We start from the raw sequence: 25,905 nt of genomic DNA on the forward strand, positions 1-25,905 counted from the left end.
TCTCCAACATCTTCCTTTACCAATCGGTGGTTTTTTCCCTGAACCTTGGCCTACCCTGACTCCACAACTCCGTGTTTCTCAAATCACCCTCTCTACTGCCTGATTTTTAATTCCCTACCCTTGAAAGCCTCTCCCATCCCACCCAAGCAAGTGCATCATCTGATGTTGGCTGTAAAGGCGACTCTGTTGTTACGATAATTTTATATAAGATTTTTTTAGATGTTGCAGCCTTGATCCAAGCGGAAACTTTAGAACTACTAGAATGGCATCGCCTCTGCCAGCATTTGGCGACATTTGCGGCTACTAAGCTAGGGGCGATCGCATCCACTAATTTACAAATTCCGACATCACAGTCAGTCAGTGAGCAGTTATTAGCACAGACTAAAGAAGTTTACCAACTGGAAAGTCGGCTGACTACAAGCTTATCTTTTGATGGTATTCAAGATATTGGCGATTCTATCGAACGCGCCGAACTCCGTGGGATTTTGGCTGGGGATGAATTACTGGCGATCGCAACTACCCTTGCTGGTGCGAGAAATTTACGGCGTGTCATCGATAACCAAGAAGATATACCAGTATTAACTGAGTTAGTCGCCGATTTACGCACTTACCCAGAATTAGAACAGGAAATTCACCGTTGTATTGATGAACGCGGCAATGTAGCTGATCGCGCTAGTCAAAAGCTGAGTGAAATCCGCGATGATTTGCGTAAATTGCGTAGTCAAATTAACCAAAAACTGCATAATATTTTACAAGCAAAATCCAATGCTGTTCAGGAACAATTAATTACACAACGGGGCGATCGCTATGTTATCCCAGTCAAAGCCAGTCACAAAGATGTGATTCCCGGTATTGTTCACGATACTTCTACCAGTGGCGTGACTCTGTACGTGGAACCCAATTCTATTGTGCCGATGGGTAATCAGTTGCGACAAACGCTGAAGCGAGAACAAGCAGAAGAAGAAGCAATACGCCGTGCTTTAACAGAGCAAGTCGCAGCCGTCACCCCAGACTTAGAAAGGCTACTCGCAATTGTGACTACCTTAGATTTAGCGGCGGCGCGATCGCGTTATAGTTACTGGCTAAAAGCAAATCCCCCCAGATTTATTAACCGCGACGAACAAGAAATCATCACTTTACGCCAATTGCGTCACCCTTTGTTAGTTTGGCAACAACAGCACGAACAAGGACACGCCGTAATTCCTGTAGATTTACTGGTTAGTCCTCATATTAAGGTTGTGACAATTACCGGGCCGAACACTGGCGGTAAAACTGTCACCTTAAAAACCCTGGGTTTAGCAGCCTTAATGGCGAAAGTGGGTTTATTCATCCCCGCCCGCGAACCTGTGGAAATGCCTTGGTTTGACCAGATATTAGCAGATATCGGTGATGAACAATCGCTCCAGCAAAGTTTATCGACATTTTCTGGGCATATCCGCCGCATCAGCCGGATTTTAAATGCTTTAGAAAATGACTCCCAACTCCCCACTCCCCACTCCCTCGTATTACTCGACGAAGTAGGCGCAGGTACAGATCCTGCCGAGGGAAGTGCTTTAGCGATCGCCCTCCTACAATATCTCGCGGAACACGCCCAGTTAACAATTGCTACAACTCACTTTGGGGAACTCAAAGCCCTGAAATACGAAGATGCACGGTTTGAGAATGCCTCGGTAGAATTTGATGAAGCGACTTTATCACCTACCTATCGTTTATTATGGGGGATTCCGGGACGTTCTAATGCTTTAGCGATCGCTTTACGTTTGGGCTTAAAGCCGGAAGTCATCGAACAAGCTAAAACCCAAGTCGGCGAAGCATCTGACGAAGTTAACCAAGTAATTGCAGGTTTAGAAGCCCAACGTCGCCGCCAAGAAACCAAAGCAGCCGAAGCCCAAAAGTTATTACAACAAGCGGAACGGTTATATAAGGAAGTATCAGACAAAGCCGCCGCTTTGCAAGAACGGGAAAAATCTTTGCGGGTTTCCCAAGAAGTTGCTGTGCAGCAAGCGATCGCTCAAGCCAAAGGTGAAATAGCCCAAGTCATTCGCCGCTTGCAACAAGGTACACCCACCGCCCAAGATGCCCAGCAAGCCACCAATGCGTTAAATCAAATTACTCAGAAATACCAGCCAGCCCCAGCACCTAAGCCGAAAATTGGGTTTATGCCAAAAGTGGGCGATCGCATCCGTATTTCCCAATTTGGACAAACGGCGGAAGTTTTAACCGCCCCTGATGAAGATGGCGAGTTAAACGTCCGCTTCGGCATTATGAAAATGACAGTCAAATTGCAAGACATCGAATCTCTCGATGGGCAAAAAGCCGAACCGATTGTCAAACCCAAACCAACACCAACACCAACCACTCCGCCGCCCCAAGCCGCACCAGCTATTCGTACTTCTAAAAATACAGTAGATTTACGAGGTAAGCGGGTAGCCGATGCCGAAATTGAATTAGACAAAGCCATTTCCGAAGCAAATGGCCCTATTTGGATTATTCACGGACATGGCACAGGGAAATTGCGTCAAGGTGTTCACGCCTTTTTGCAACAACATCCGCGAGTCAGCAGTTACGAACCAGCAGAACAAGCTGATGGTGGTAGTGGTGTTACTATTGCTCACGTTTCTTAAGCTTGATCATATTAACTAGAAATCTTGTCTATCTCTCATTTTTAGCAACTTAGATCATCGATCATCCTGTGCAGAATTAGGCAGAAGTTATAGCAGTAATCAAATCCTGCCTTCTGCCTCCTGCTAGATGGTTAAGTTTGCATATTTTTGCTATTTTTTTGTTTCGCTCAAAGGTGCAAAGAAAATTAGGCAAATAATGACTTGAGCAAAAGAATTTACAACCAAAGTAAAGAAAATTCCTTCCCCTTACACCCTTATACTCCTATACCCCTACACCCATTTACAAAACAGTTCTCATCAATCACAAAAATCTTGTTTTCTAACCTCTAGCCTCTAACCTCTAGCCTTTAACCCCTCACTTGAAACATCTTTGTAGTTACTTACAAAAAAAATCGCTGCAAACCCCCTCACAATTTGATACCCTAGCTAGAACAGTTTTGATAAAAGTTAACAGCGTGGACATTCAACTTGGGCGGGGAAAAACAGCTCGCAGGGCTTACGGAATTGATGAAATTGCACTAGTCCCCGGTAAAAGAACATTAGATCCTAGTTTGGCAGATACTAGCTGGCGGATTGGCAATATCGAGCGAAATATACCAATTATTGCTAGTGCAATGGATGGTGTAGTTGATGTAGGTATGGCTGTGCGTTTGTCAAAGTTAGGTGCATTAGGTGTGCTTAACTTAGAGGGTATCCAAACTCGTTATGTTGACCCAAATCCCATCCTTGATCGAATTGCTTCTGTAGGCAAGGATGAATTTGTCTCCTTAATGCAAGAACTTTATGCCGAACCTATCAAGCCAGAATTAATTGAAAAGCGCATTCACGAAATTAAAGAACAAGGCGGTATTGCGGCTGTAAGTGCGACACCAGCAGGGGCAAGTAAATTTGGTGAAGTTGTTGCTAAAGCTGGGGCAGATTTATTCTTTATTCAGGCTACAGTCGTCTCTACAGCCCATTTATCACCAGAGTCGATAGTTACCCTTGATTTGGCAGAATTTTGCCGTTCTATGCCCATCCCAGTGGTCTTGGGTAACTGTGTTACCTACGATGTCACCTTGGATTTAATTAAGGCTGGTGCGGCAGCTGTATTAGTGGGTATTGGCCCTGGGGCTGCTTGTACCTCTCGTGGTGTGTTGGGTGTGGGCGTACCCCAAGCAACAGCGATCGCAGATTGTGCCGCCGCCCGCGATGATTATTATCAGCAAACTGGTAAATATGTGCCTGTAATCGCTGATGGTGGTCTAATTACTGGTGGAGACATTTGTAAATGTATTGCTTGTGGTGCTGATGGTGTGATGATTGGTTCACCCTTCGCCAGAGCAGCTGAAGCCCCAGGACGCGGTTTTCATTGGGGAATGGCAACACCCAGCCCAGTGCTACCTCGCGGAACTCGAATCAAAGTAGGTACAACTGGCACTCTAGAGCAAATTCTCACTGGCCCCGCAGGCTTAGATGATGGTACTCACAACTTGTTAGGAGCTTTAAAAACAAGTATGGGTACATTGGGAGCCAAAGATATCAAAGAAATGCAGCAAGTTGAAGTTGTAATTGCTCCTTCTTTATTAACTGAAGGTAAAGTTTACCAAAAAGCTCAACAATTAGGTATGGGCAAATAAAGAAATTATGAAGGTTAAAAACTGGAGGATGAAATTTTAGACTTCAAACTTCAGTTAAAATTCTTGAGGAAATTTTTCCAGACTCCCAAACATTCAACTGGAAAAATCCCTTCTGTCGCCTACAATAGAGAAAGCGGAGACGCATGTTTCCGTTCACTCCTCACACCACACTCCGCCCGGACTACTGTTCGGGCGGTTCCTTATGTATATGAATATATAAATAAATTCTAGGGCTTCTTAGCAAATGTACATCCTTGCTCTTCAAAGCAGATGTTTTTGCTATGGTAGAATTTTCACGAAACTCAGAAATTTAATTGGCAAAGGTTTTTAGGCATGTCAGCAGCCGCAGCAGTTACAGATTCTACTTTTAAGCAAGAAGTACTCGACAGCGAACTACCTGTTTTAGTTGATTTTTGGGCTCCCTGGTGTGGCCCTTGCCGGATGGTAGCTCCGGTTGTCGAAGAAATAGCAGCTCAGTACAATGGTCAACTCAAAGTTGTGAAAGTTAATACTGATGAGAATCCGCAAGTCGCCAGTCAGTACGGCATTCGCAGCATTCCCACATTAATGATTTTTAAAGATGGAGCCAAAGTTGATATGGTTGTCGGTGCTGTACCTAAAAGTACATTAGCTACTACTTTGGAAAAGTATGTTTCACCTCCTACACCTTAAACTCAATCGGTAATACAATCCTTTTGAGGCGCTCTTTTGCTTTAGTTTTGTGTAAATATTTTTCAATGAGTTCATGAGGCGCGGGGTTTCGCGTCTCAATCAAACTTTCTCCACCTGTAGCAAATCTACATACAAATATCTGAGAAACTTTATTTTGCTTCTCAAATATCTAATAGCCAACATAGGCTAAATTTATGTTTCCTCAGACTAGTAGTTTGAGGAAAATTTGTTTTATTGAACAATTTTTTTCTATGATAGCTATTGATAAAGTAAATATTAAGTAGGATGTGTTACGGCTATACAAGGATTTTGGAACTTAAAAGAGTGAGAATTGAACCTAAAGTGCCATCTTTCCTAGTGCGTTAAGCTACAATTTTATAAATAATTATTGTCGGAAAATTTAATATATTTAATCTTCAATTTCACTAGTTACTAAGTACCAACAAAAACTCAAAAAGACAGGCAATATGCCTGTCTTTTGTAAAAAAAGGATTTATCAGAGAATTTTAGAAATTCATTTCAGCAGCTTGAACTTTCTCAACCTGTTTCTTCTTGAGAACTAGCATTACTTGAGCTAACATTACCAAACTGATAAAGGCAATTAGCCAAGCAACTCTGCTAGAGTCTTGCAATACAATTTCTGTATCTTTTTGACCGAAACCACCAACGTTGGGGTTATTAGTCAAAGCGTCACCAGATTTTACTGTTTGTCCTTCAGAAACAATCAGTTCTGGGCCGAGAGGAATTGTATCAGTGACCACATCACCAGCTTCGGTTGTGATGTTCACCAAATATTTCACGTTACCTTCACCATCATCTTGTTTGGCAATCTTGCTAATGGTGCCAGTAGCGGAAGCGTTGTAAACTGAGTTGTTGCTCTTTTCACCAGTAGGATAAACTTGTCCGCGTCCTCTGTTGCCACCTACGTGAACTGAGTACTTACCAAAGTGGATGTTTTTGTCAGTTGCAGGGTTAGGAGACAGAACAGGGAAGACAATTTCCTGATATTGTTCGCCAGGTAAGGGGCCAACAATCACAACGTTGTCGGAACCTTCTTTGTAGGTTTGGAAGTAGGTATCACCAACTTCTTCTTTCAGTTCTTCAGGAATGCGGTCTTCAGGAGCAAGTTTGAAGCCTTCGGGGAGCATCAAAACTGCACCAACGTTTAAGCCAACTTTAGAACCATCTGCACCAACTTGCTGCACGCTGGTATCGTAGGGAATTTTCACCACAGCTTTAAATACTGTGTCGGGCAGCACTGATTGAGGTACTTCGACTTCTGTAGGCTTGGCTGCTAGGTGACAGTTAGCGCAAACGATTCTACCTGTAGGTTCGCGGGGAGTTTCAGGGTAGGTTTGCTGCGCCCAGAAGGGATAAGCAGCAGCACTTTGAGGCAAAGCAATATCGCTAGTAAAGAAGAATGTTACTGTAGCGATCGCTATGAGCAATGTTTTGGTAATTGCTCTAGCACTGCGAGTCAAACTCGCTATTGTAAAGGCATTTCTCATCTCTATAAGGACAACGATTCTTGGATGAAGTAGTCGGTTATTGGTCATTAATCATTAGTCATTGGTCATTTGCTCAAAAGACAAATGACGAAGAACAAATGACAAAAATTAAGCCCACCAAGGTTCTTCGCCGGTGCGGAAGTCGGTTTCAGTCCAGGGTGTGAGAACAATCTTGTCGTTTTCAGCTTTGGCGTGGCTTAAAGCCAAAGAACGGGGTGCAGGGCCGCGAACTACTTTACCAGTTGCGTCGTATTGAGAACCGTGGCAAGGGCATTTAAATTTGTTTTCCGCAGCGTTCCAAGGAACAACACAACCCAAGTGGGTGCAAACAGCGTTAATGCCGTAATCGGTGATTGCTTCTTTGCTTTCGACCACAATGTAGGTGGGGTCGCCCTTCAATCCTTGAACGAGGGTGCGATCGCCTACGTTATGGCTGGATAGAAACTGACTGACGCTCACATCGTTGCCTAGGCTGTCTTTTGCGGTTGTACCGCCACCTGCCCCACCAGCAGCAGGAGGAATAAAGTAGTTAACAACGGGATACAATGCACCCAGAGCTACTCCAGTGACAGTCCCAAAGGTGAGCAGGTTCATGAATTGACGACGACCCATATCTGGCACGTCTGCTGATTCCGAAAATTGAGCCATATCCTACGCGCTCGCTCTTTGTATATTTTGTCTAAGCATTTTGACAAGAGTACTAATACTTGAGCAACTCTTGTCTGGGTCGAAATGCTAACTAACGATGCTAAACTTCTTTATTGCAAGACACTTTTAGCAGCTTTTCTGTTAGCATTACATTTCTTTATATCCTTATCATACTTGAGTTACGGAACTTAACATCATAACTAAATGTAAAATCTAATTGAGAGAAGCTATGACAGGAAAGGAATTACACCAACTGTTACTGGATAAGTGGGGACATTCTTACGATGTCCAGTTCCGCCGTACTCAAGGCAAGATATTTCTGCAAGTGATGTGGAAATATCTTGAGCAAGCTTCTTTTCCCTTAACAGAGGCAGAGTACCAAGAACATCTTGATACCATCGCTAATTATCTTAATGCTTTAGATGGTACAGCACAGGTAAAAAATTTTATCAATCAAACACGCGATCGCCCCCGTCTTGGTAAAGCTGTCAGCATCCCTCTCGATTTGGGGGAAAGAGCTTCCGAATGGATAGTGTGAACAAAGGCAGGAGGACGACACTTTGCTCAAGTCGGGAAACCTGCCCACGCAAGTGTCTCCAGAAGGCAGGAGGGAAGAAAGTTTATTTTAATTCATTCACTATATAGTTCTGCCTTCCATCTGTTCTAGCTAAATCTGTAAAATCCTGCTTTTTTTGCTGATATGTATTGATTAGTAATTGTAACTGTGATGAATTTCCCTACAAAAATTTCTACTTTTTCAAAATCACTATAAGTTATTTTTATTACTTACCTGTGAGTTTCACTAAACCAATTCCCCCCATATAAAGCCCTAAAACAGCTCCTGCTAACAAAGCTTGGGTTAAAGGGTCAGTAGAAGGTGTTAGGACTGCACCTAAAATTACAGCTGCCATAATGACATATCGCCAGCCAGAAAGCATCCGCTCAGAAGAAACAATACCTAAATTACCTAGCAATAATTGAATAATCGGAATTTGAAATGCTAAACCAGTGCTAAATAACAATAGCAATACAAATTCAAAATACTTATCAATTGACCAGATTTGTTCTACTACATCCGCACCATAGCTAATAAAAAATCTTAAGGCGGCGGGAATCAGCGCAAAATAGGCAAATACTAACCCACCAACAAATAACACACTCGATCCCAAAACTATTGGCCCCACTAGGCGACGTTCGCGGCGAGTTAAGCCTGGCAAGACAAATTGGATAATTTGATAAAGAATAAACGGGCTAGAAAGAACTAAACCACTGTAGCCAGCAACTTTTATGGAGACAAAGAAATATTCCCCTGGTGCAAGCTGGAGAAATTTCACTCCGGCGGCTGGTGCTTCTAGTAATTGCACAATTGGCTTAACAGCAACAAAACAGCCAATTACAAAAATGACTACAGCTATTAGTGAATAGAATATGCGCTGTCTTAACTCTTCTAGGTGGTCGAAAAGGGACATTTCGACTTCACCAGGCAACTCATCAAGAGGATCAGTCTCAGAGTTGCCTTGTCCTTCTAGGTCGATTTCAGGATTGATAATGGTGTCGGCTTCAGATGAAGGAGTCATGAGTAGGCTATTAGGCAACATTTGTTAACTATTCTATTACTCATGGGTGTAAGGGTGTAAGGGTAAAAGGGTATGGGGAGTGTGGGTAGTGTGGGGGAAAGATTTCTTCACCATCCTCCCATACTCCTGGATTTCTCTCTTGTGAGAAATCCAGGTAAGGGTTTTGGAGAAATACACCTTTAAATCCAATCTCTACAGCAATTTTGGTGCGTAAGTCCTGAATGAATTTGTTTGTGATTGCGGATTTTTTTCCTGTTTCCTTGTAGTTAGGCTTGCATAAGTTAATGGGAAGCCATCTTATGAGTCATGACCATCCTGTAAGCTACACAAATCTGAGGATGGAACTGATATTTTAAAAATTGCGTCTCTGCGTCTAGGTTAATTGCATCAATTGATACAATGTCAATATGCGATTATCTGTTTGGAAAGTCCGATTCATCAAGGTGGAACTGACCAAATGACGTAGGCGGAAATTGTTTGCTGAGGTTGGTATGTATAGGATATTTTGCATTGGACTCATAGCATTAACTGGTTATTTGTACAATGCGGAAGCTAGTTTAGCAAGCGGCAATAGTAATGTTTTAATTGTTACTACTAGCACAAATAAATCTAGTGTTTATACTACATCGAAGCGATCGCCACAGCGACTTGCTTCCAGAGATGATCAAACGGGGGATTGCTTGCGAATTGGTGGGTGTAGAGATTAATCGGCTGATGAGTAAACTGTGCTGGCGATCGCATCCCCAAATTCTTACCCCAATCTTTATCGCAAAATTTGGTCAATCATTCGGTTGGCTTGGGAACCATAGCCACCACCAAATAAATTGAAGTGATTCAAAATGTGATAAAGGTTATACAAAGTTTTCCGGCGTTCATAGCCTTGATCTAGGGGAAAAGCGGCGTTATATCCTTGATAAAAGGCGGCGGGAAAACCACCAAAAAGTTCTGTCATCGCAATATCTACTTCGCGATCGCCATAATAAGTGGCTGGATCAAAAATTACTGGTTCGCCTGACACAGTACAGCCAGCATTTCCACCCCACAAATCGCCATGTACCAGGGATGGTTGTACTTCGTGATTGGCTAACAATTCGGGAATCGTGGCTAATAATTTATCTTGTTTGGGAAAATTACCTCCACGCCTTCTGGCTAACTGAAATTGATAACCAAGGCGATGTGTACAGTAAAAATCAATCCAATCTGCTGTCCAAGTGTTGATTTGGGGAGTGGAACCAATAGTATTGTTCATATCCCAGCCGAAACCATTTTGGCTGGTTGCTTGGTGCATAGCCGCTAAATTGCGCCCCATTTCTGCCCAAGATTGGGTATTACCGCCACCCATTTCTAACCATTCCAAAACGATATAGCCAGAATCGCCTGATGTTCCCCAACAAATGGGCTTGGGTACACGGATAGTATTTGTGGCGAACATTTGCTTTAAACCCAACATTTCAGCTTCAAACATCGCTACTTGCGATGCTTGGTTGAGTTTGACAAAGTATGTGATTTCTCCGTTAGAAACGGCGTAACCTTGGTTAATACAGCCGCCACTCACAGAACGCCGTTGTTGATTGTGAAATTTTTCGCCAGTGACGCGGCTAATATGGGCATCAATTTCAGTCCAAAACATTCTGAAGTATGAAGTATGAAAAACATAGTTTAGTCACTAGTCAAATGACCAATGACAAATGACTATTGACTATTGACTAAAATTTACAACGGTTTCATGACCACTACACCATAAGCATCTGGACAGAGATATTGATTGGCGGCGAGGAGTAAATCGTTAGCTTCTTGTTGTTGAATGTGGAGGGGGTAGTTAAAGGCTGGTTCTAAATCACCGACTAATGATTGATAGTAACCATATAAGCCACTGCGATCGCTTGGGGTTTCGTTACCAAAGATAAATCGGTTGGCGACACGTTTACGGACACGGGCGATTTCTTTTTCTGTGACTAACTCAGTTTGTAATCGACGGATGTGTTGGGCGATCGCATCTTCAACGGCGGCGATGTTTTCAACTGCACATTTAGCAGAAATATAAAATGTACCTTGTAATAAATTGCTCATATTACTAACTGCGATCGAAGATACTAATCCTCGTTCTTCCCGCAAATCTCTAACTAATCTTGATGTCCTGCCATGTCCTAAAATGCCAGCTAAGACATCTAAAGCATAAGTCTGATTTAACTCCGCTAATCCCGGAACTCGCCACACCATGACTAACCGCGCTTGCTGAAGACTTTTATCAACAAACTCTCGCCGCACAATTTCTGTAAATGCCGATTCAAAAGTATAATTCGGCTCTTGACTCTTGATTATTGACTCTTGATTCTTGCCAACCTGAGTAAATCCTTCCGCAACGCTGGCAATTAATTGTTCTACAGGTAAATTGCCCACAGCTACAGCCGTAATCATTGGCGGTTGATACCATTGAGCATGAAAATCCCGCATTTGTTGGGGTTCTAGCCCAGATATGACCGATTCTGGCCCCAACACCGGACGGCGATAGGGTAAAGTATCAAATGCCATTTCCATTGCACGGCGAAAAGTCCGGCGGTGGGGATTATCTTCAGAACGGCGGATTTCTTCTAAAACAACAGCACGCTCACGTTCAAAAGCATCATCAGGAATACTCGGATTAAATACAACATCTATTTGCAGTGGAGCCAATTCAGCAAAATCTTGGGGCGCAGTCGTTATATAGTAATGAGTATAATCTTGACTGGTAGCAGCATTAGTCACAGCACCCCGTTCTTCAATCCGCCGCTCAAACTCTCCACTGGCTAATCGCTCAGTTCCTTTAAAAATCATGTGTTCTAAAAAGTGAGCCATCCCGTTAATCGCATCAGATTCTACAGCCGAACCAACTTTAATCCAGAGGTTGAGGTTGACAACATCAATAGGCATTTGTTCGGCAATGATTGTCAAGCCATTAGGCAAACGGTGTATTGTTGGGGAATTGAGACGAGAAGACTTTAATAGAGTTGAGGTCATGAGTAGTGGTGAGTGGACAGGGTTCTTACTTCTTTATCTTATCTGTCACTTCAAAATATCTTTGATTGTTGCATCTGAAACAGACTGAACACACAAAGATTTTGTGAGGCTGGGTTTAAGAGTTGTTCTCAATCACCCGAATACTCAGCTTTTACCACTTTGCCATTTTTGAAATAAATATTCACCACTTCCGCATCGTAATCACCATTGTTTGGGTCAAGAATATAGTTTAGATGCTGGTCATATACAAATGAGCCAATATTTTCCCGCACATCCTCATTCGCACCCATGAAGTCCCCTTGTGGCTGATAAAATCTTCCGCCTTTGGGAAAACGTTGGTTCAATCTGCTTTGCACTTCTGGAATTGTCATCCCATGTTTAATGTCGGAATGAAACTGCATAAAGGGTTTGACAGGCGAGAGAGCTACAAAGTGCAAAGCTAATAAACTGAGATTGAACCCGATAAATAGCCACAATTCTTGTTTCCGCCGAGATGGTAAGTACACTGGCAAAAGTAAAATCAAGGCTAAAACAGCCATAAATATGTAATATTGCCAAAATAAGGAAGCAGCGTATTCATACTCCAGCCAACATCCCAGCAGAAATAAGACTAATAAAAAAATCATCTCGACAATAAGCTCAATTTTATTAGCGTGACGCTTGATATATTTCATGTGACTGTATCTTGTATTTTTTTCTCAGAAACTGAAAATTTGGTGCTAGACAAACAAAGCCTGCACTTCGGCTACGCGGTTCGCTCGATTACCGCGCAGTCAAAACTCAGTAAACACCTTCCCAGGCTAATTACTACGTTAATATTCAGAGTAGGTTTTACCAGTAAAAAAGCATACTTAGCTGTATAGTGTCAGGAGAAAAAATACTTAAATTTACTCAGCCTCCTGAAAAATTCTTGGTACAAGGTTAATAACAGTAGTAAATCCGAAAAAATAAATATACAAATACAGCCATCATTCTCATACCTGTTCTTAGGCGATCGCCCCAACTTCACCACGATTAGCTTGTAAAATTATGAGTAGTAATATTAATTTTTGTAAAGCTAATCTTAATGTCACATATTGTTGCTAACCAAGGTAAACCCCGCGTAGTTGTTATCGGTGCGGGAATTGGAGGACTGACGGCGGCTGCATTGTTAGCCCATCGTGGGTACAGTGTTTTAGTCCTTGACCAAGCAATTGTACCGGGGGGCTGTGCTTCGACATTTAAACGTCAAGGGTTCACTTTTGATGTGGGTGCAACCCAAGTTGCAGGTTTGGAACCGGGCGGAATTCACCAGCGCATTTTTGCAGAACTAGAAATTGATTTACCAGAGGCTACCCCTTGTGACCCTGCTTGTGCAGTCTTTTTACCAGGGGAAAACACACCGATTAATGTTTGGCGTGACCCCGATAAATGGCGGGAAGAAAGACAACGGCAGTTTCCCGGAAGCGAACCTTTTTGGAAGTTAATGGCGAGTTTATTCGATGCTAGTTGGGAATTTCAAGGACGTGACCCAGTGTTACCGCCGCGTAATTTGTGGGATTTGTGGCAATTAATACAGGCGGTACGTCCGAGTACATTTGTCACTGCGCCGTTTACATTGTTCACGGTAGGTGATGCGTTAAGAATATGCGGTTTGGGTCATGACCAGCGTTTGAGAACTTTTTTAGATATGCAATTAAAATTGTATTCTCAGGTAAACGCTGAAGAAACAGCCTTACTATATGCAGCCACGGCTTTGAGTGTTTCCCAACTGCCCCAAGGATTGTATCACCTGCAAGGTAGTATGCAGGTGTTGAGCGATCGCTTAGTTACTGCCCTAGAAAGAGATGGCGGACGCTTATTAATGCGCCACACTGTTGAACACATCAAAGTAGAAGACGGTCAAGCCACTGCTGTTGTGATCAGAAATCAAAAAACAGGCGAAGTCTGGACAGAATCAGCAGATCATGTAGTAGCTAACGTGACAGCCCAAAACTTAGTGCAGCTTTTGGGGGATAAAGTACCATCCGGTTACAAACAGCGAGTTGAAAAACTGCCGCCACCATCAGGGGCTTTTGTGGTGTACTTGGGTGTGGATGCGAGTGCGATTCCTGTAGATTGTCCGCCCCATTTACAGTTTTTATACGATGCCAATGGCCCGATTGGCGAGAATAATTCCTTGTTTGTTTCTGTGAGTCATCCTGGTGATGGTCGCGCCCCAGAAGGTAAAGCCACAATTATTGCGTCATCTTTTGTAGATTATCAGCAATGGTGGCAAACTCCAGATTATCAAGCATTGAAACAAAAATATACCGCAGATGCGATCGCTCGTCTCAACAAATATTTTTACCTCAAACCAGAAACCATCATTTACCAAGAAGCCGCCACACCCCGCACCTTTGCTCATTACACTGGGCGCGATCGCGGTATAGTTGGGGGCATTGGGCAAAGAATACCCACCTTTGGCCCCTTTGGTTTTGCCAACCGCACCCCGATAAATTCTCTCTGGTTAGTCGGCGACTCTACCCACCCCGGCGAAGGAACGGCTGGAGTGAGTTATTCAGCGTTAACCGTAGTTAGACAAATTGAGGCGCAAGCTTGACCGGAAGAGGCAGGGGGGAAGGGAGCAGGGAGCAGGGGGAAGAAAATATATTTTTGCCCCAGTCTACCCTTACACTCTTACACTCTGATTTTGCGCTTCATTGCGTCCCGCTTGTTGGGATAACTTCTGTAGAATATCTGCCCACTTCACACCTGCGAGGCTTGGTAAGACTACATGGGCGGCACCGACACGTTCAACTGGGCCTAGTCCTACTGTCCACATACCCCCGGCTAAAGCGGCTTCTATGCCGGCGGCGGCATCTTCTACAACTACACATTGTGCTGGTTGTAGTCCTAGTTCTTTGGCGGCATATAAAAATAAATCCGGTGCTGGTTTGGGTTTTTCTACACTGTAACCATCGGCGATCGCATCTACTTTATCAGCAATCCCCAAGCGTTGAATTACAGTACAGGCATTTTTACTGGCTGAACCAATGGCGGTCTTAATTCCAGCTTGCCGTAATTCATCCAAAAGTGCGATCGCACCCGGTAATAAATCTTTTGGTGTTACATGATGGATAAGTTCTACATAGTAGTTATTTTTACGTTCCATCATTTCTTGGATTTGTGCTTCGGAATACTTGCGATCGCCAATAATCAACATCAAAGATTCCCGCCGCGACACACCCCGTAAAGCTTCATTCGCATGACGGTCAAAGGGAATACCTTCTTCATCAGCTAATTTCTGCCAAGCTTGATAGTGATACTCAGCCGTATCAGTTAACACACCATCCAAATCAAAAATTACACCACGAATCTGAACCATTCTTCCTTGTCCTCCTTGTCCCCCTTGTCTTCCTTCTTCCCCTTCTCCCTGATGTAAATCAAACTCACACCACTCACCACGCCAGTGAAGTTTAAATTTCAGTCGCGTCCAGTGAGAAGGTAGATGGGGGTTGGCTACGGGGCCGTTTTCTGTTAACTGAATGCCACCAAATCCAAAAACTACGGCTTGCCACACACCACCAGCACTCGCGCCGTGAATACCGTCGTTGGTATTCCCGCGACTATCTTCTAAATCCACCATTGCGGCTTGCATAAAACGTTTGTAGGCTCTTGTCGATTCACCGACATCAGAGGCGATGATGGCGTGAATTGCCGGGCCGAGGGATGAACCGTAGGTAATATCTGTACGGGGTGCGTAGTAGTCCCAATTTGCTTGTAGGGATTTGGAATTGTAAGGAAATTCTGCTGATTCCCGCATTAAATAAAGCAGCATCAATACATCTGGCTGCTTCAGGACTTGTCGCTTGTTACCTTCTTCGATACCTAAAATTGCTTGGATGGAACGCTGACGCGGTTCGTAGTCGTCTAAGTTAATGTCTTGGAGTTGAAAAAATCCCTCAAACTGCTCAATTAATCCGGTTTCTGGGTCGTAGAAAATCCAGATTTTGTCAATGATATCTTGCCAATGCGATCGCACTTCGGCTGTAATTTGCAATTTCTCTGCTAATTCCGTCACGCGTTCGGGGAAATTTTGCTGCAACCAATCATCAATCAATAGTGCTTTTTCTAAATGCCATTGCACCATTCTGTTAGTGAAGGTATTGTTGTGAACCAATTCGTGATATTCATCGGCTCCAATTACTCCGCGAATCTCGTAGCGTTGTTGTTCTAAGTTATACTCAACTCGGCTACCCCAAAAAATAGCGGTATCCAAAACAATCTCGGCACCGTAATCACGCAGCCACTCATCATCACCTGTAGCTAACCAGTAATACCAAACGGCATAGGTAATATCTGCACTAATATGAATTTCGCGATCGCGGCACCAAATTCTGATATCCTCACCATAAAAATCATTGGGAAGTGACCAGCGTGGTGTGACTTCATCACCAGTGTCGGCACTTTCCCAAGAGTACATCGCGCCTTTGTAACCAGAATGCAAAGCTTTGCGTCTCGCACCTGGTAAAGTGTGGTAGCGGTAAGTAAGTAGATTGCGTGCGATCGCAGGTTGAGTAAATGTAAAAAATGGCAAGATAAAAATTTCTGTATCCCAAAAAATATGACCACGATAGCCAAAGCCAGACAGAGTTTTGGCGGGAATACTTACTTTATCGTCATAGCGAGGCGCAGCAATTAACAACTGGAAAAGGTTGTATCGAATCGCAAAAGCCGCCGTATTATCACCTTCCAGCAAAATATCACTTTGTTGCCAAACTGCGTCCCAAGCTTGTTTGTGAGTCTTAACTAAACTTTCGTAGTCGGCAATTTCCGCCAGTTTTTGCTGTGCTGCGGTGACTGGTGTCTCAACTTCCCGTGAGGTAAATACTGTCACGAATTTTTCGACTGTCACTGTTTGCTGTGACTTCGCCATAAATGTCGCAGTTAAGGAAGGATAACCAGGCGCGATGTTAACCTGTATCGATGCTTCCGTTCCTGATACACTCATCTTGGCTGCCATACCAATCGTAATTCGGGAACTACGAGTACGGCTATGCAGCCAAATGCCTTGTTCAGTTTTACCTTGGTCTAAATCTACCCAATGATTGAAACCTTGGTTTTCAGGATAGCCATTGATGCTACCTTGCACTTCAATCAAGCCATCAAAATCAAGTGGTGTTAATTGACAGCGTTGCGCCAAAATATGTTGATCTGCCAGACTCGCAAAACGTTCAAAGTGAATATCGATAGTTTTGCCACTAGGACTACGCCACCGCACAGAACGGCTGAGGATTCCGTGACGTACATCTAGCCGTCGTTCATACTGTATGATTTCCCCTTGGTCGAAACGAAAGCGTTCCCCATCAATCATCACTACTAGAGGTAGCCAGTCAGGACAGTTAGCAAGTTCTGTGTAAACTACAGGTACATCATCATAAACACCGTGAATAAATGTAGCTGGCAATGCACCAGGATATTCTCTTTCAAAACAACCCCTGGTACCTAAATAGCCGTTGCCAATTGTGAAAATAGTTTCTCTAGAATGCAATTGCTCAGGGTCAAACTGGGTTTCTGTTAATGTCCAGTCTGTATAGATAAAATTGCTAGTAGTACTTTTTGTCTCCATAGGCTGGGGGTTAGGGGTGAGAGGCTAGGGGTTAGAGGCTAGGGGCTATATAGCAGTCCTAAAACATTTGTAAAATTTCTATATCTTTTTCTTCTTTCTTACCTTTGCGTCCTTGGCGTTCTTGGCGGTTCGTTAAAAATATTATTTTTTATTTACGTAAATGTTGTTCTAAAATCTTCTCTGCTCTTGGTTTAAATATGAGATGAAATAAACTTTCCATATAGCGATCGCGTGCCTCATTATTTTCCGGTGCGACAAAATTCCAGAAACTAAACATTTTCGCCAGTAATAATAATTGGTTGGTATGGGATGACCAATTATATTTATTAATAATTCGCTGACTCATCCATTCCGAAACTTCTTGCCAATGGTGCGGATGATTTTCACACTCATCAAGGAAGGATAAAATTTTATCGGCTGTACCTTCTAAATCAGTCGGATTAATAATAAATCCATCTTCTCGATTTTCGATAATTTCTAAAGCACCTCCAAACTGAGTTGCAAAAGTTGGCAATCCCGAAATCATCGCTTCTAAAATGCTTCTGCCAAAAGATTCAAACCGCGCAAAATGTACATAAATTCCTTGGCGATCGGCAATCACCCGGTACGCTTCACCAATATCTCCACCAGTCATACGCATTCCCAACCAACGAATATGATTATGGAGATGATACTCATCAATAATGTCATGTAGTCTTTGAATTTCTTTCGCTTCTTCGGCATTATGAGCATCTGAGGGCTGTAATTTACTTGTTAATAAAATTAAATTACATCGCTTTTGTAATTCTTGACTTTGACCAAAGCATTCTGCCAAGCCAGTCAGATTTTTAATCGATGATATTGGAGCTACAGCAAATATAGGTCGTTTATTAGGTTCATCTAAAATGCCTATAATTTGCGAATCTTGGCGATGAAATATTAACTCTGCAACTTGTTGGCTTTGATGAAAATCACGGTCTGTTTTTTGGGTATAGGGAAAGAAGATTTTTTGATTAACTCCTGGCGGTACTAAGTTAAATTTTGGGCTGAATAAATCAATCCCATCCACTACATGATATAGGTGCGGCATCGTGAAAAATTTATAAGATTCATACTGTCCCATCCCATCAGGTGTACCGACAATTTCTTGATAGGAAGAAGTAATAATAAAATCCGCCGCATTCATACTGATTAAATCAGCAGTGAATTGAGCAGAGAAATGATATTGGTCTTCTAATTTATCCCAATATAAATTACTAAATAGATATTTAGGCTTTTCTAAAGAATGGGCAATATTACATTGAGTAACTTTGAACCGACTAGATAGCAGCGAGGCGACTAAATTACCATCACTATAATTACCAATAATTAAATTAGGACGACCTTTAAACAAAGTCAGGAGTTCTTTTTCTGCATCATTAGTAAAGCTTTCTAAGTAAGGCCAAATCTCAAATTTAGAAATCCAATTATTAGTGATATCTGGATTAAATTCAGCAAAGGGAACACGCAAAATCCAAGCATTTTCTGTATCTTCGACTTTTTCTAGGCGCAGTCCACAGGATGTTCCTTCACAGTTGGGAATAAGTCGAGTCAGAATGATGATATGGGGTTGAATACCTAAGACATCCAGTCCCGCGAGTGTGATTTCTTGGCGGAGTTTGTTTTCTAAACTGCGTGCTTGTTCCAGAACATAAGCGACTTGACCCAAGGTTTCATCGCGTCCTATGACATCTTGTTGTCCCACCCAGCCGTGAATGGAAATCAAGACGACGCGAAACACAGCCGGAACCCTCGCCACAAATGCTTCTAATAGGGGAGGTTGAGGGGAATCAAGTAACCTATCAAGTAATGACAGAGTTTCACGGACTCGTGCTGCTGTATTTCCCCATCCTGGTGCTAAACCAAGGTCTTGGAGGTGAAAATAAAATTTTTCGTAGGGTTCGTCAGCTGGTTTGTCACTAAGAAACTTGATTGCTTCCTTGATTTGTTTAGCGAATTGATTACCAGAACGAATGCGATCGCCAATTAACAAACGTTTACCATCACACTGCACGCGCCGCAATGCTTGAAACACTACCTCTAACCAATGTTGCGGGTCATTCAACAATTGATTACACAGGTAATGATTGAGAAAGGCTAAACCTTGACCAATATTTCTGGGGTCATCAATAGAAGGAGAATCTGCGTAAAATGGTGCAAGGTCAATTTCCAGGATATGGGGTTGGTAGCGATTCACCAAGCGATCGCACACATCTAAAAACGCCTGGGGTGACATCAACTCCCACTGACTCAAGTCAGCACTCAACCGCCAGACTTCTTGGTTAGCAATTTTAGGACGTACCACAAACCAAATATTATCTTCTGACAAAACTATTTCATGGGTGTAGTGAATAAGTTTGCCAACAGAAGAAGAGTAGTAAAAATAAGCAGGCTTTTGGGAAGTATGACAATATTCTGCAAATATTTGCAGAATTTCATTCCTCAGAAAGTATTGTTTACCTGATACAGTTAATGAAGATATCAATTGCAGTAAAACAGCTTTTTCATCACTGTTCAACACAGCTTGCAGCAGTTCATTCATAACTAATTCCGCCACTTCAATAGGTCACAACCTCATTTTTTCTCCTCAACAGTAGTAATTTTCTCTATAGGCTGTTAGAGGTACATTACCGTTATTACCTCTTTTATGCTAAAGCCGCACCTTACTTCTGCCTTCTAGCTCTGGTATGAATTATACAAACCTAATTTCTCAGCCATTAACTTAGGAGAAAAGCAGGCGATCGCTCCCAAAATTTCCAAAAATTCATCCAAAAGATATATGTAATTAATTTCTCAATTAATTAAGAAAGTTTAATGCTCAAATCAATACCTTCTTATCTCTATTGTTCACATATCAAATAGAACTGCCATAGCTCATAGTCTCTGTATTATTAAGTAAGTCGGTGGAAATAAACCCAACTACATTACGAAGCATAAATAGCCTGGAAAAACTTACAAATGACCAACGACAAATCACAAATGACAGCCCTCACTAGTTATCTTTAATTCCACCGACCTGCTTACCCTAAGTATTTAGGGCTTTCACTAAAAAAGTGCCAATTTGGCTAAATTTACCGCGACTTAAATAGTATTCTGTGTATCAGGTAACTATTCATTAGGCAAAAATCTGATATAGAATCTAGATTTTTAGGAAGTTAAGCACCACTACAGGGTTAGCCATGAACTACCAAGTACCTTCTTCTCAAAACAACTGTCATAGTTTGATTACCCCTGAACAATTAGATCAAGTAATTGAAGCTATTAGTGATGGTAGATATTCTTGGGCTTGTGTATTAATTTTGCGTTTTGTCGGCTATAATCCACTTCATTTTATGCCTCAAAGAACTTACAGCCGTCTAATAAAAGAACAGAGCCAATATATGGCAGCAAAATTAAATTCAGATAATAATATTAGTCCTTCAAGTGAGAAGACGGACATCCCAGTGAAAACGCATAATTTAAATCAATCAAATTCCTTGGATCAATCTGAAATCAAACCAAGAAATATCCAAGGAATGAATGTACTATATTTAAAATCAAATATGTCTAACCTTTATTCATCAAAAGACGAAGATATACAGAACTAATCATCTTAAAAAATAACAGGTAATACCAATTTTTTATGAAGCTGCATAGAATCAGATCCCCTTAGCATCCCCTTCAAAAGGAGGGAACCGGAAAAACATATATCAAAGTCCCTCTTTTTAAGGGGGATTTAGGGGGATCAAAATATGTGCAACTTTAAATTAAATTGGTATAAGAAGATTATGCTAAATTATTACCTTGTTAAATCACACATAGCTATAATATAGGAATCCGATTTGATTAATGAACATGTTTGCGTAGGGAGGGAACAGGGAACAGGGAACAGGGAACAGTAAAAAAGGGATTTAGGAGTACACTGAGTTTTTTCAGAAATCAAATATGAGTCCTATAGAAAAATTTTGCAATAAATAATTTGGTGGGTAATACCCACCTTTAGTTTGATATCTTCACGTCTTTGCGCTACGCTAGTTGCTTCTAGTTGGCAGAGCCGCCCGACGCACTGGCTCCTCTGGGCGCAAATTTTCCTAACTTAACTAAGCACTTTTAATCGGAATAACACCCTGATCAAAAACACGTTTATCAGTACCAATAGCCTTAACTTCTATTCTATCGGCATACACTTCATAAGCCGCAAAACTCAAGCTAGAAGCAGAATACTCAGTCCATTCAGAACGACCAACAGGGCGAGTTCCCGCACCACCACCAGTAATTAAATAAGTTGTGCCATTGATAGATTTTGTTCGTTCATAGTGATGTTCATGGCCATTAATATAAAGTTGCACACCATATTTTTGAAACAGAGGTGTAAAAACTTTAATAAACCCTGGATTATTACCATAAACACCAGAAGCGTAAACTGGATGATGACCAAATACAACTTTCCAAGGTGCATCACTGCGGCTTAATTCTTGTTCTAACCAAGGTAGTTGTTTTTTCCAATCAGCATTGCTGTTAGTATCTAACGCAAAAAACTGCACTTGATTCCGGCGAAATGTGTAGTAACGTTTTCCCTGCATATTAAAGCCGGGGTATTTAAGTTGCGGTTCACCGTTAGCTGTCCGAATATCGTGATTACCTAAACAAGCGTAAAACTTAACACCTTTTTTGAGTAAAGGTTGATAAGGACGTTCAAAAACTGCATTTATTTTTTCGATTTCGCCATTGTTATAAATATTATCGCCAGCTAAAACCACTAAATTATATGGGTTTTGCTTGTGATAGAAATTCATTGCTTCAGCTACAGCATATTGTCCTTTGGCACCAGTTCCGGTGTCTGCCACAGACACAAAACGCAATAGTAAGTCTTTTTTAGTGGGTTTAGCTGCTATGGCGGCAAAATCATCAGAAGAACTATTGTGATGAGCTAAAGTCCAACTAAGAATTCCTGTACCAACTGCTCCCAAGCCACTTAAAGATAAAAATTGACGGCGTTTCAGTTTCATAATCTATAAAGTATGAAGTATGAATGCTCTATTCAGGCATCAATATTGTTATATAGCAAAGTTTTAAGTACTGAGTGCTGAGTAGGAACTCCATCAGTATTTTCCAGCCTGTAACCTATCACCTGTAACCTATCACCTGCTATATATTGTTTGTCTTTGATTCGCTGCTTTTGGTGAAAGTTCCATGTCACGAGACAACCGAAATTCACAACCTTCTCCCCAAGAACCTTATTCTAGAAAACCGCCAATTTGGAAGGCGGCTATTATCGGAGTGTTGCGAGGGACAATTGGGGTTTTAGAAACAGCCGTGGTGAAATTAGAGGCTGAGTCATCTACAACCAATCCAACTTGGCAGCAGTTTCAGTTAGTCTGGAGTGGGTTATTAGCAAAAATTCGCTTTTTATTACCAGTAAGTTTCTCTAGGAAGTTGTCAGACACGACTTTGACAGGAATTATTGCTGGAATTACTTTAGTTTTGGTGATTGGGACAACTTCTAGCTTTTTTTCGAGTAAATCGACAGAAATTGCTACCATTCCGCCTGTTGAAGAAGTTCCTGTACCTACGCCAACGCCAATTGTTCCGCCAGAGTCTACAACATCAGAACCTCAGCAACCAGTAGAAGTTACGCCTGTACCAGAAGCAGAAGTCACGCCAACAGCGAAACCGGAAGCCGAAGTTATTCCTACACCCACACCTACACCAGAAGCAGAAGTTACACCTACACCGGAACCGGAAGTTACACCTACACCAATACCAGAACCAACACCCGCCGTAGAATTAACCCCAGAACAAATTTTGATTGCAGCGATTGAAAATCAAGTAGCAGAAATTAGCGATCGCTTTACCTCTGGTCTGATACAGTCAATTCAAGCGAATTTTCGTACTAGCAATCTCATTATTAAAATCAATGATGATTGGTATTCTCTTAAAGAATCTCAACAAAACAAACTGGCATCAGAAATATTACAGCGTTCTCAAGAACTCAATTTTAGTCATTTAGAAATTTTCGATTCTCAAGATAAATTAGTCGCGCGTAACCCCATTGTCGGTAACGAGATGATTATTTTTAAACGCCGCACCGCAAATTCTACTATTTCAATTCCTAGCTGACATTCATTGTATATTTAAACTCTTTATATTATGAATGTTATACCTCGTTTGCTAGAGGATCGGCGATCGCTTATAAAATAAGATAGTTAATAAATTCTTTGCAATTGGCTTAAACGCCAATCGATTTAATAAATAAATTCAAAATTATTCTTAAGGGGAGCATGAAACTATGGATATGCAAGTCCTGAGAGAACGTGCTGGACTTAGCCGTGCAGAGGTGGCCTTCAGGCTTGCAATTAGTGAAACCAGTGTACGTAACTGGGAAGCTGGGCGCACGGAACCCACAATGACACCCAAAAAATATCTAGAGGCTATACGTCTATTTGGCTGTACACCAGAAGAATTAGCCTCCGCCAGTGAAAAATCCATCAATCAACGCCATAAACGTAAACCCGGTAGACCAAAGCGTTTTCCTGACAATTCAGTAGCGCAAGTCCCAGATGCAACTGTTTGTGGTTAAATTCTGGAAGAATTCAGAATACAGAATCCAGTAGTCATCAACTTATACCTAGCAGACTCCTGATTGCTTCTGAATTCTGACACCTGATTACTGAATTCTTACTCTAACGGTGGTAATGGTTTTGTTACCACCTCTTTTCGCGTTAAAATATTGATTTCAGTCACGAAATTTTTTGCATCTGAGGTGTAAAAAACTAATAAAGTGGATTCATTTGGTTGATAGGTTCCTAATACTTGGTCTACTTGGCGGATAACTTCAGTATAATTTTTGCCAGCAAAATCAGAAACAGCAATTGTTTTGCGATCGCTTGCTGTCAAACGTTTGTCACCATCGCTGTCAGCCGTTACCACTTCATACCAAATTCCTTGCACCTTTTTGATAACATTTTCAGGAGGTGTTGATAAGCCTAATGTTTGATAGCGTACAAACAACGAGTTATTATTGGGAATTAACTTCCAAGCTGATTGATCACTGGTATTAAAAAATAAAAAATTCCGAATGCCGGCAGCTTCTTTTTCATAGTAAGACTGACGATAATTTTGTTGGGAACTGATCGTTGCCATCAGGTACGGTGTACCTTTAATCACTTCAAATGAACTCAAGTTAAATTGCACTTGAATATCAGAATCAGTTTCTAGATTAACTATGTCACCAACATGACGTTCTCGAAATAATTCTTGATAAATTCGATAAGCTGCATAGCCTAATATCGAGAAAGTCATCAAACCACAAAGTACAATAATTATTGCTCGAATAGTAGTCAAAAAATTCGGAAATCGAAATCTACTCATTTTCTGGATGATGCTGAATAACAGCAAGATACAACCGTAATTGTGACAAGTTATGTATATACTAAATAAACATTATTGAGTATTGAATTCAGTAGATTTACTAATATTTCAAAAACTCATCTCCAACTAGTGCGATCGCTCACCGTATTTGCTACGGCAGCGCGATAAGATTCTAAAACAACCGTCGTAACTAAAGGTTTAAATGGCAGAAACATTATTTTTCAACGCTCTGCGGGAAGCCATTGATGAAGAAATGGCGCGTGATTCCAGTGTATTTGTTCTGGGTGAAGACGTAGGACACTATGGCGGTTCCTATAAAGTCACCAAAGACTTGTACAAAAAGTATGGTGACTTGAGGGTTTTAGACACTCCCATCGCCGAAAATAGCTTTACTGGTATAGCAGTCGGGGCGGCCATGACTGGGTTGCGACCGATTATTGAAGGTATGAACATGGGCTTTCTGCTCCTCGCCTTCAACCAAATCTCCAATAACGCCGGGATGCTGCGCTATACTTCCGGCGGTAACTTTAAAATTCCAATGGTAATTCGCGGCCCCGGTGGTGTCGGTAGACAATTAGGCGCAGAACACTCCCAACGCCTCGAAGCTTACTTTCAAGCCGTACCAGGGTTAAAAATTGTGGCTTGTTCCACACCCTACAACGCCAAAGGTTTACTAAAATCCGCCATCCGCGACGATAATCCTGTACTGTTCTTTGAACACGTACTTTTGTATAACTTAAAAGAAAATTTACCAGAAGAAGAATACCTCCTGCCCTTAGATAAAGCAGAGGTAGTGCGTCAAGGCAAAGATGTCACAATTCTGACTTACTCCCGGATGCGTCATCATGTGGTGCAAGCCGTAAAAGCTTTAGAAAAACAAGGTTACGACCCCGAAGTCATTGATTTAATATCACTCAAACCTCTAGATTTTGATACCATTGGAGCATCTATACGCAAAACCCACCGCGTCATTGTCGTGGAAGAGTGTATGCGGACTGGCGGTATCGGTGCAGAACTAACTGCTTCCATTAACGATCGCCTCTTTGATGAATTAGATGCACCAGTACTGCGTCTATCTTCCCAAGATATTCCTACACCTTACAACGGCGCTCTAGAGCGGCTCACCATCGTTCAGCCAGAGCAAATCGTCGAAGCTGTACAGAAAATGGTCGCAATGCGTGTGTAAACAATTCTGAAGTGTGAAGTGTGAAGTCTGAAATTTGAATTTCAACATGGCTGACAGCAAGACGCGAAGCGTCTACAGCTTTCATAGTTCATACTTCACACTTTCCGTAACTCCAT

At 41.9% G+C, this 25,905-nt stretch carries 20 protein-coding genes and 1 pseudogene; 9 read left to right on the forward strand and 12 right to left on the reverse strand.

Going from position 1 to position 25,905, the window contains the following annotated elements; all coding sequences use genetic code 11:
- Positions 1 to 230: 230 nt before the first annotated feature.
- From H6G75_RS23925 to trxA, 3 genes and pseudogenes are all read left to right on the forward strand, one after another.
- Positions 231 to 2,624 carry an endonuclease MutS2 gene (locus tag H6G75_RS23925; RefSeq protein WP_190982438.1) on the forward strand — a complete coding sequence of 798 codons (2,394 nt, stop codon included), beginning with the start codon at positions 231 to 233 and terminating at the stop codon, positions 2,622 to 2,624.
- Positions 2,625 to 3,079: 455 nt separating this feature from the next.
- Positions 3,080 to 4,243 (forward strand): GuaB3 family IMP dehydrogenase-related protein, encoded by a 1,164-nt coding sequence (locus tag H6G75_RS23930; RefSeq protein ID WP_190982439.1) that lies wholly within the window; start codon positions 3,080 to 3,082, stop codon positions 4,241 to 4,243.
- A 312-nt stretch (positions 4,244 to 4,555) separates the two neighbouring features.
- Positions 4,556 to 4,915, forward strand: a pseudogene (trxA, locus tag H6G75_RS23935) (thioredoxin); the annotation flags it as partial.
- A 506-nt stretch (positions 4,916 to 5,421) separates the two neighbouring features.
- On the opposite strand, the gene petA reads toward trxA, so the two are convergent.
- Positions 5,422 to 6,423 (reverse strand): cytochrome f, encoded by a 1,002-nt coding sequence (gene petA / locus H6G75_RS23940; RefSeq protein WP_190982490.1) that lies wholly within the window; start codon positions 6,421 to 6,423, stop codon positions 5,422 to 5,424.
- Positions 6,424 to 6,531: 108 nt separating this feature from the next.
- Entirely contained in the window at positions 6,532 to 7,071 is a 540-nt protein-coding gene (gene petC, locus H6G75_RS23945) for a cytochrome b6-f complex iron-sulfur subunit (protein WP_190982441.1), read from the reverse strand.
- A gap of 229 nt (positions 7,072 to 7,300) precedes the next feature.
- On the opposite strand from petC, the gene H6G75_RS23950 reads away from it, so the two are divergent.
- Entirely contained in the window at positions 7,301 to 7,609 is a 309-nt protein-coding gene (locus H6G75_RS23950; RefSeq protein WP_190982442.1) for a DUF3067 family protein, read from the forward strand.
- 244 nt (positions 7,610 to 7,853) lie between these two features.
- Here the strand turns inward: H6G75_RS23950 and tatC are convergent, their stop codons facing one another.
- From tatC to H6G75_RS23980, 6 genes are all read right to left on the reverse strand, one after another.
- Positions 7,854 to 8,648 carry a twin-arginine translocase subunit TatC gene (gene tatC / locus H6G75_RS23955; RefSeq protein ID WP_190982443.1) on the reverse strand — a complete coding sequence of 265 codons (795 nt, stop codon included), beginning with the start codon at positions 8,646 to 8,648 and terminating at the stop codon, positions 7,854 to 7,856.
- Positions 8,649 to 9,021: 373 nt separating this feature from the next.
- Positions 9,022 to 9,168, reverse strand: a complete 147-nt coding sequence (locus H6G75_RS23960; protein ID WP_190982444.1) for a hypothetical protein — start codon at positions 9,166 to 9,168, stop codon at positions 9,022 to 9,024.
- 101 nt (positions 9,169 to 9,269) lie between these two features.
- Positions 9,270 to 9,431 carry a hypothetical protein gene (locus H6G75_RS23965; RefSeq protein ID WP_190982445.1) on the reverse strand — a complete coding sequence of 54 codons (162 nt, stop codon included), beginning with the start codon at positions 9,429 to 9,431 and terminating at the stop codon, positions 9,270 to 9,272.
- Positions 9,412 to 10,278, reverse strand: a complete 867-nt coding sequence (locus tag H6G75_RS23970; RefSeq protein WP_190982446.1) for a fructosamine kinase family protein — start codon at positions 10,276 to 10,278, stop codon at positions 9,412 to 9,414. Before H6G75_RS23970 ends, H6G75_RS23965 begins: the two co-directional genes overlap by 20 nt.
- A gap of 83 nt (positions 10,279 to 10,361) precedes the next feature.
- Positions 10,362 to 11,645 carry a pitrilysin family protein gene (locus tag H6G75_RS23975; RefSeq protein WP_190982447.1) on the reverse strand — a complete coding sequence of 428 codons (1,284 nt, stop codon included), beginning with the start codon at positions 11,643 to 11,645 and terminating at the stop codon, positions 10,362 to 10,364.
- Between the two features lie 128 nt (positions 11,646 to 11,773).
- On the reverse strand, positions 11,774 to 12,319 hold the full coding sequence (locus tag H6G75_RS23980; RefSeq protein WP_190982448.1) for a hypothetical protein: 546 nt from the start codon (positions 12,317 to 12,319) through the stop codon (positions 11,774 to 11,776).
- A gap of 392 nt (positions 12,320 to 12,711) precedes the next feature.
- Between H6G75_RS23980 and crtD the strand changes: the two genes are divergently transcribed.
- Positions 12,712 to 14,226 carry a C-3',4' desaturase CrtD gene (gene crtD, locus H6G75_RS23985; protein ID WP_190982449.1) on the forward strand — a complete coding sequence of 505 codons (1,515 nt, stop codon included), beginning with the start codon at positions 12,712 to 12,714 and terminating at the stop codon, positions 14,224 to 14,226.
- A 69-nt stretch (positions 14,227 to 14,295) separates the two neighbouring features.
- Here the strand turns inward: crtD and pgmB are convergent, their stop codons facing one another.
- Together pgmB and H6G75_RS23995 are read right to left on the reverse strand one after the other, a co-directional pair.
- Complete coding sequence (pgmB, locus tag H6G75_RS23990; protein ID WP_190982450.1) at positions 14,296 to 17,235, reverse strand: beta-phosphoglucomutase; 2,940 nt, start codon at positions 17,233 to 17,235, stop codon at positions 14,296 to 14,298.
- A gap of 148 nt (positions 17,236 to 17,383) precedes the next feature.
- Entirely contained in the window at positions 17,384 to 19,795 is a 2,412-nt protein-coding gene (locus H6G75_RS23995; RefSeq protein ID WP_190982451.1) for a sucrose synthase, read from the reverse strand.
- A 637-nt stretch (positions 19,796 to 20,432) separates the two neighbouring features.
- On the opposite strand from H6G75_RS23995, the gene H6G75_RS24000 reads away from it, so the two are divergent.
- The gene (locus H6G75_RS24000; RefSeq protein ID WP_190982452.1) at positions 20,433 to 20,840 is read left to right on the forward strand and encodes a HetP family heterocyst commitment protein; all 408 of its coding nucleotides are present in this window, start codon (positions 20,433 to 20,435) and stop codon (positions 20,838 to 20,840) included.
- Positions 20,841 to 21,332: 492 nt separating this feature from the next.
- Here the strand turns inward: H6G75_RS24000 and H6G75_RS24005 are convergent, their stop codons facing one another.
- Positions 21,333 to 22,241: a metallophosphoesterase gene (locus H6G75_RS24005; RefSeq protein ID WP_190982453.1), complete on the reverse strand. Its 909-nt coding sequence runs from the start codon at positions 22,239 to 22,241 to the stop codon at positions 21,333 to 21,335.
- 184 nt (positions 22,242 to 22,425) lie between these two features.
- Here H6G75_RS24005 and H6G75_RS24010 point away from each other — a divergent pair, with 184 nt between their 5' ends.
- Both H6G75_RS24010 and H6G75_RS24015 read left to right on the forward strand, forming a co-directional pair.
- Positions 22,426 to 23,352 carry a hypothetical protein gene (locus tag H6G75_RS24010; RefSeq protein ID WP_190982454.1) on the forward strand — a complete coding sequence of 309 codons (927 nt, stop codon included), beginning with the start codon at positions 22,426 to 22,428 and terminating at the stop codon, positions 23,350 to 23,352.
- Between the two features lie 169 nt (positions 23,353 to 23,521).
- Positions 23,522 to 23,812, forward strand: coding sequence for a DNA-binding transcriptional regulator (locus H6G75_RS24015; RefSeq protein ID WP_190982455.1), 291 nt, complete (start codon positions 23,522 to 23,524; stop codon positions 23,810 to 23,812).
- A gap of 98 nt (positions 23,813 to 23,910) precedes the next feature.
- Here the strand turns inward: H6G75_RS24015 and H6G75_RS24020 are convergent, their stop codons facing one another.
- Complete coding sequence (locus H6G75_RS24020; protein ID WP_190982456.1) at positions 23,911 to 24,603, reverse strand: hypothetical protein; 693 nt, start codon at positions 24,601 to 24,603, stop codon at positions 23,911 to 23,913.
- A 202-nt stretch (positions 24,604 to 24,805) separates the two neighbouring features.
- Here H6G75_RS24020 and H6G75_RS24025 point away from each other — a divergent pair, with 202 nt between their 5' ends.
- Positions 24,806 to 25,789: an alpha-ketoacid dehydrogenase subunit beta gene (locus H6G75_RS24025; RefSeq protein ID WP_190595010.1), complete on the forward strand. Its 984-nt coding sequence runs from the start codon at positions 24,806 to 24,808 to the stop codon at positions 25,787 to 25,789.
- Positions 25,790 to 25,905 lie beyond the last annotated feature (116 nt).

Source organism: Nostoc sp. FACHB-280 (assembly GCF_014697615.1).
Classification (GTDB): Bacteria; Cyanobacteriota; Cyanobacteriia; order Cyanobacteriales; family Nostocaceae; genus Nostoc_B.

Bases quoted from the DNA above. Each gene is read 5' to 3' on its own strand.
- petA (WP_190982490.1), bottom strand. From the start codon at position 6,423: ATGAGAAATGCCTTTACAATAGCGAGTTTGACTCGCAGTGCTAGAGCA.
- petC (WP_190982441.1), bottom strand. From the start codon at position 7,071: ATGGCTCAATTTTCGGAATCAGCAGACGTGCCAGATATGGGTCGTCGT.
- H6G75_RS23950 (WP_190982442.1), top strand. From the start codon at position 7,301: ATGACAGGAAAGGAATTACACCAACTGTTACTGGATAAGTGGGGACAT.
- tatC (WP_190982443.1), bottom strand. From the start codon at position 8,648: ATGACTCCTTCATCTGAAGCCGACACCATTATCAATCCTGAAATCGAC.
- H6G75_RS23960 (WP_190982444.1), bottom strand. From the start codon at position 9,168: ATGAGTCCAATGCAAAATATCCTATACATACCAACCTCAGCAAACAAT.
- H6G75_RS23970 (WP_190982446.1), bottom strand. From the start codon at position 10,278: ATGTTTTGGACTGAAATTGATGCCCATATTAGCCGCGTCACTGGCGAA.
- H6G75_RS23975 (WP_190982447.1), bottom strand. From the start codon at position 11,645: ATGACCTCAACTCTATTAAAGTCTTCTCGTCTCAATTCCCCAACAATA.
- H6G75_RS23980 (WP_190982448.1), bottom strand. From the start codon at position 12,319: ATGAAATATATCAAGCGTCACGCTAATAAAATTGAGCTTATTGTCGAG.
- crtD (WP_190982449.1), top strand. From the start codon at position 12,712: ATGTCACATATTGTTGCTAACCAAGGTAAACCCCGCGTAGTTGTTATC.
- pgmB (WP_190982450.1), bottom strand. From the start codon at position 17,235: ATGGAGACAAAAAGTACTACTAGCAATTTTATCTATACAGACTGGACA.
- H6G75_RS23995 (WP_190982451.1), bottom strand. From the start codon at position 19,795: ATGAATGAACTGCTGCAAGCTGTGTTGAACAGTGATGAAAAAGCTGTT.
- H6G75_RS24000 (WP_190982452.1), top strand. From the start codon at position 20,433: ATGAACTACCAAGTACCTTCTTCTCAAAACAACTGTCATAGTTTGATT.
- H6G75_RS24005 (WP_190982453.1), bottom strand. From the start codon at position 22,241: ATGAAACTGAAACGCCGTCAATTTTTATCTTTAAGTGGCTTGGGAGCA.
- H6G75_RS24010 (WP_190982454.1), top strand. From the start codon at position 22,426: ATGTCACGAGACAACCGAAATTCACAACCTTCTCCCCAAGAACCTTAT.
- H6G75_RS24015 (WP_190982455.1), top strand. From the start codon at position 23,522: ATGGATATGCAAGTCCTGAGAGAACGTGCTGGACTTAGCCGTGCAGAG.
- H6G75_RS24020 (WP_190982456.1), bottom strand. From the start codon at position 24,603: ATGAGTAGATTTCGATTTCCGAATTTTTTGACTACTATTCGAGCAATA.
- H6G75_RS24025 (WP_190595010.1), top strand. From the start codon at position 24,806: ATGGCAGAAACATTATTTTTCAACGCTCTGCGGGAAGCCATTGATGAA.